Origin of the sequence: Pseudomonas sp. SED1 (assembly GCF_034044025.1) — a bacterium.
Lineage (GTDB): Bacteria > Pseudomonadota > Gammaproteobacteria > Pseudomonadales > Pseudomonadaceae > Aquipseudomonas.
On the sequence record NZ_JAXCIS010000104.1, the window covers coordinates 1 to 5,470 of the forward strand.

General features: G+C 63.4%; 3 protein-coding genes. All 3 read left to right on the forward strand.

From position 1 onward, the window contains the following. The first annotated feature begins 53 nt into the window (after positions 1-53). The 3 genes from acnD (at position 54) to prpD (ending at position 5,460) form a co-directional block, all read left to right on the forward strand. Positions 54-2,648, forward strand: coding sequence for a Fe/S-dependent 2-methylisocitrate dehydratase AcnD (acnD, locus tag SNL23_RS13895; RefSeq protein WP_318302493.1), 2,595 nt, complete (start codon positions 54-56; stop codon positions 2,646-2,648). 42 nt (positions 2,649-2,690) lie between these two features. Beyond that, complete coding sequence (gene prpF, locus SNL23_RS13900) at positions 2,691-3,881, forward strand: 2-methylaconitate cis-trans isomerase PrpF (protein WP_076014718.1); 1,191 nt, start codon at positions 2,691-2,693, stop codon at positions 3,879-3,881. Between the two features lie 94 nt (positions 3,882-3,975). After that, positions 3,976-5,460, forward strand: a complete 1,485-nt coding sequence (prpD, locus tag SNL23_RS13905; RefSeq protein ID WP_318302494.1) for a 2-methylcitrate dehydratase — start codon at positions 3,976-3,978, stop codon at positions 5,458-5,460. The last annotated feature ends 10 nt before the right edge of the window (positions 5,461-5,470 follow it).

The window sequence follows — 5,470 nt, forward strand, 5'->3', positions numbered from 1 at the left end:
CTTGGATCAGCACCGGTTCTTCCTTTTGCAACTACCGTGACCGAGTCCTGACGATGAACACTGAACACCGCAAACCGCTACCCGGCAGCCGCCTCGATTTCTACGACGCCCGTGCGGCGGTCGATGCAATCACCCCCGGCGCCTACGCCACACTGCCGTACACCTCCCGCGTACTCGCCGAGAACCTGGTGCGTCGCTGTGACCCGGCGACCCTCAATGCATCCCTGAGCCAACTGATCGAGCGCAAGCGCGACCTCGATTTCCCGTGGTTCCCGGCCCGTGTGGTGTGCCACGACATCCTCGGCCAGACCGCCTTGGTGGACCTTGCCGGCCTGCGCGATGCAATCGCCCTGCAAGGCGGTGACCCGGCCCAGGTCAACCCGGTGGTGCCGACCCAACTGATCGTCGACCACTCCCTGGCCGTCGAAGCCGGTGGCTTTGACCCGGAGGCGTTCGAGAAAAACCGCGCCATCGAAGACCGCCGCAACGAAGACCGTTTCCACTTTATCGAGTGGACCAAAAAGGCCTTCAAGAACGTCGACGTGATCCCGCCGGGCAACGGCATCATGCACCAGATCAACCTGGAGAAAATGTCTCCGGTGATCCAGGTGCGTGACGGTGTGGCCTTCCCGGATACCTGCGTCGGCACCGACAGTCACACCCCTCACGTAGACGCGCTGGGCGTGATCGCCATCGGTGTTGGCGGCCTCGAAGCAGAGAGCGTGATGCTCGGCCGCGCCTCGTGGATGCGCCTGCCGGAAAGTGTCGGCGTGGAGCTGACGGGCAAACTGCAACCGGGCATCACCGCCACCGATATGGTGTTGGCGCTGACCGAGTTCCTGCGCAAGCAAAAGGTCGTGGGTGCGTGGCTCGAGTTCTTCGGCGAAGGCGCCTCTGCACTGACCCTGGGCGACCGCGCCACCATCTCCAACATGGCCCCGGAATACGGCGCCACGGCGGCGATGTTCTACATCGACCAACAGACCATCGCCTACCTCAAGCTCACCGGCCGTGAAGACGAACAAGTCGCCCTGGTCGAGCAATACGCTCGCCACACCGGCCTGTGGGCGGACGACCTCAAGGGCGCGCAATACGAGCGTGGCCTGAGCTTCGATTTGTCCAGCGTAGTGCGCAACATGGCCGGCCCGAGCAACCCCCACGCCCGCGTCGCCACCAGCGATCTGGCGGCCAAGGGCATCTCTGGCCAGTGGGATGACGTGCCGGGGCAAATGCCCGACGGCGCGGTGATCATCGCCGCCATCACCAGTTGCACCAACACCAGCAACCCGCGCAACGTGATTGCTGCCGGCCTGCTGGCACGTAATGCCAATAAGCTTGGGCTGGTGCGCAAGCCGTGGGTCAAGTCGTCCCTGGCACCGGGTTCGAAAACCGTCGCCATGTACCTCGACGAAGCCGGGCTGACCACCGAGTTGGAGCAGTTGGGTTTCGGCGTGGTGGCGTTTGCCTGCACCACCTGCAACGGCATGTCCGGCGCACTCGACCCGGTGATCCAGCAAGAGATCATCGACCGCGACCTGTACGCCACCGCCGTGCTTTCGGGTAACCGCAACTTCGACGGCCGTATCCACCCGTACGCCAAGCAAGCGTTCCTTGCTTCGCCGCCGCTGGTGGTGGCCTATGCGATTGCCGGCACCATCCGTTTCGACATTGAAAAAGATGTGTTGGGCCTGGACGCCGACGGCAAGGAAATCCGCCTGAAGGACATCTGGCCGAGCGACGAAGAAATCGACGCAGTGGTCAAGGCATCGGTCAAGCCGGAGCAGTTCCGCCAGGTCTACATCCCGATGTTCGCGATCCACGAAGACACCGGCCCGAAAGTCACGCCGCTGTACGACTGGCGCCCGCAGAGCACCTATATCCGTCGTCCGCCGTACTGGGAAGGCGCCCTGGCCGGCGCGCGTCCGCTCAAGGGCATGCGTCCGCTGGCGGTGCTGCCGGACAACATCACCACCGATCACCTGTCGCCGTCCAACGCGATCATGCTCGACAGCGCCGCCGGCGAATACCTGGCGAAAATGGGCCTGCCGGAAGTCGACTTCAACTCTTACGCGACCCACCGCGGCGACCACTTGACCGCGCAGCGCGCCACCTTCGCCAACCCGAAACTGTTCAATGAAATGGTCATCGAAGACGGCAGGGTCAAGCAGGGTTCGCTGGCGCGCCTGGAGCCGGAAGGCAAGGTCACGCGCATGTGGGAAGCCATCGAAACCTACATGGAGCGCAAGCAGCCGCTGATCATCATTGCCGGCGCCGACTACGGCCAGGGCTCGTCCCGGGACTGGGCGGCCAAGGGCGTGCGCCTGGCGGGTGTGGAAGCGATTGCCGCCGAAGGTTTCGAGCGTATCCACCGTACCAACCTGGTGGGCATGGGCGTGTTGCCCCTGGAGTTCCTGCCGGGCACCGACCGCAAGACCCTGAACATCGACGGCACTGAAACCTACGACGTGATCGGCGAACGCACCCCGCGTGCGCAACTGACGTTGGTGATCAACCGCAAGAATGGCGAGCGTGTCGAGGTGCCGGTGACCTGCCGCCTGGACACGGCTGAAGAAGTGTCGATCTACGAGGCGGGCGGCGTGTTGCAACGTTTTGCCCAGGACTTCCTGGAATCGGCTGTTACCGCCTGACAACTGTGGCCGGGGTTCGCGCCCCGGCCCATGAGGACCACCATGGCACACGTACCGCAGATCAAGATTCCCGCCACCTACATGCGTGGCGGTACCAGTAAAGGCGTGTTTTTCAGCGTCAAGGATTTACCCGAATCGGCCCAGGTGCCGGGCGCGGCGCGGGATGCGCTGTTGTTGCGGGTGATCGGCAGCCCCGACCCGTACGACAAGCAAATCGACGGCATGGGCGGCGCGACGTCCAGCACCAGCAAAACCGTGATCCTGGCCAAAAGCACCCGCGCCGAGCACGACGTGGACTATCTGTTCGGCCAGGTTTCCATCGACAAACCGTTCGTGGACTGGAGCGGCAACTGCGGCAACCTGTCGGCGGCGGTGGGTTCGTTCGCCATCAGCGCTGGCCTGGTGGATGCCGCGCGCGTCCCGCACAACGGCGTGGCCGTGGTACGGGTGTGGCAGGCGAACATCGGCAAGACCATCATCGCCCACGTACCGATCACCGACGGTGCGGTGCAGGAAACCGGCGACTTCGAACTCGACGGCGTGACCTTCCCGGCCGCCGAAGTGCAGCTGGAATTCATGGACCCGGCGGCGGAAGAAGAGGGCGGCGGTGGCTCGATGTTCCCTACCGGTAACCTGGTGGATGATCTGGAAGTGCCGGGTGTCGGCACGTTCAAGGCGACCCTGATCAATGCCGGGATTCCCACCATCTTCATCAACGCCCAGGACCTGGGCTACACCGGCACCGAGCTGCAGGGTGCGATCAATAGCGACCCCAAGGCCCTGGCGATGTTTGAAACCATTCGTGCCCACGGTGCGTTGCGCATGGGCTTGATCAAGCATCTGGACGAAGCGGCCCAGCGGCAGCACACACCGAAAGTTGCGTTCGTGGCACGGCCTGCGGATTACGTGGCGTCCAGCGGCAAGGCGATCAAGGCGGCCGATGTCGACCTGTTGGTGCGGGCGTTGTCCATGGGCAAATTGCACCACGCAATGATGGGCACGGCAGCGGTGGCGATTGGCACGGCGGCGGCGATTTCCGGCACGCTGGTGAATCTGGCGGCGGGCGGCGTGGAGCGCAATGCCGTGCGGTTCGGGCATCCGTCCGGGACGCTGCGGGTAGGCGCCGAGGCCAGCCAGGTCAACGGTGAATGGGTCGTGAAAAAAGCCATCATGAGCCGCAGTGCGCGGGTGTTGATGGAAGGGTTCGTGCGCGTCCCCGGCGATTCGTTTTAAGCAATCAACAGGCAGGCACCAAGACCTGCCTTTTATAAAACTTCAACCCTGACCCTGAGGATGGACCACACCTAACCCACTTTGGAGTACTGCCATGAGCGCCAACGTCGACCAGAACAACCGCCCCGACTACGACCAGGTCCTGCAGGATATCGCCGACTACGTCCTGAACTTCAGGATCGAATCCCGCGATGCCCTGGACACCGCCCGCAACTGCCTGATGGACACCCTCGGCTGCGGCCTGCTGGCCCTGCGTTTCCCGGAATGCACCAAGCACCTGGGGCCGATCGTGGAAGGCACGGTGGTGCCGTTCGGCGCACGGGTGCCGGGCACCTCGTTCCGCCTGGACCCGGTCAAGGCCGCGTGGGACATCGGCTGCATCGTGCGCTGGCTCGACTACAACGACACCTGGCTCGCCGCCGAGTGGGGGCACCCGTCGGATAACCTCGGTGGCATCCTCGCGGTCGCCGATCACCTCTCGCAAAAACGCGTGGCCAACGGCGAGGCGCCGCTGACCGTACGGGCCGTGCTGGAGGCGATGATCATGGCCCACGAAATCCAGGGCGTGATCGCCCTGGAAAACTCCTTCAACCGCGTCGGCCTGGACCATGTGCTGCTGGTGAAAGTCGCCTCCACTGCCGTCATCGCCAAGTTGATGGGCGCCAACCGTGAGCAACTGCTGTCGGCACTGTCCCAGGCGTTTGTCGACGGCCAGGCGCTGCGCACTTATCGCCATGCGCCGAATGCCGGTTCGCGCAAGTCGTGGGCGGCGGGGGATGCGTCGAGTCGCGGGGTGCGTCTGGCCGACATCGCGATGCGTGGCGAGATGGGGATTCCCGGTGTGTTGAGCGCGCCGCAGTGGGGCTTTTATGACGTGCTGTTCAGCCACACCAACAAGGACCTGGCGCTCAAGCCCGAAGACAAGCGCGCCTTCAGCCTGTCGCAGCCCTACGGCACTTATGTGATGGAGAACGTGCTGTTCAAGATCAGTTTCCCGGCCGAGTTCCATGCGCAAACCGCGTGTGAAGCGGCGGTCACCTTGCACCCGCAAGTGAAGAGTCGCCTGCATGAGATCGACAGGATTGTCATCACCACCCACGAGTCGGCGATTCGCATCATTTCCAAAGTCGGGCAGTTGGCCAATGCGGCCGACCGTGATCACTGCCTGCAATACATGACCGCCGTGCCGCTGGCGTTTGGCAACCTGGTGGCCGAGCAATACGAAGATGAGTTCCACGCGGCCCATCCGATCATTGATGAATTGCGGGAGAAGATGGTCATCGTCGAAGCCCCGCGCTACAGCCGCGAGTACCTGGAGGCCGACAAGCGCTCCATCGCCAATGCGGTGCAGGTGTTCTTCAAGGATGGGTCCAGTACCGAACAGGTGGCTGTGGAGTACCCGATTGGTCACCGTCGTCGTCGGGTGGATGGCATTCCGTTGCTGGAAGACAAGTTCAAGGCCAACCTGACGACCCGGTTTACTGCGCAGCGCAGCGCCGAGATTTTTGCGCTGTGCAAGGATCAGGCGAAGCTTGAGGCCACGCCCGTGAACCGGTTTGTCGACCTGTTCGTCATCTAAAAAACACCAC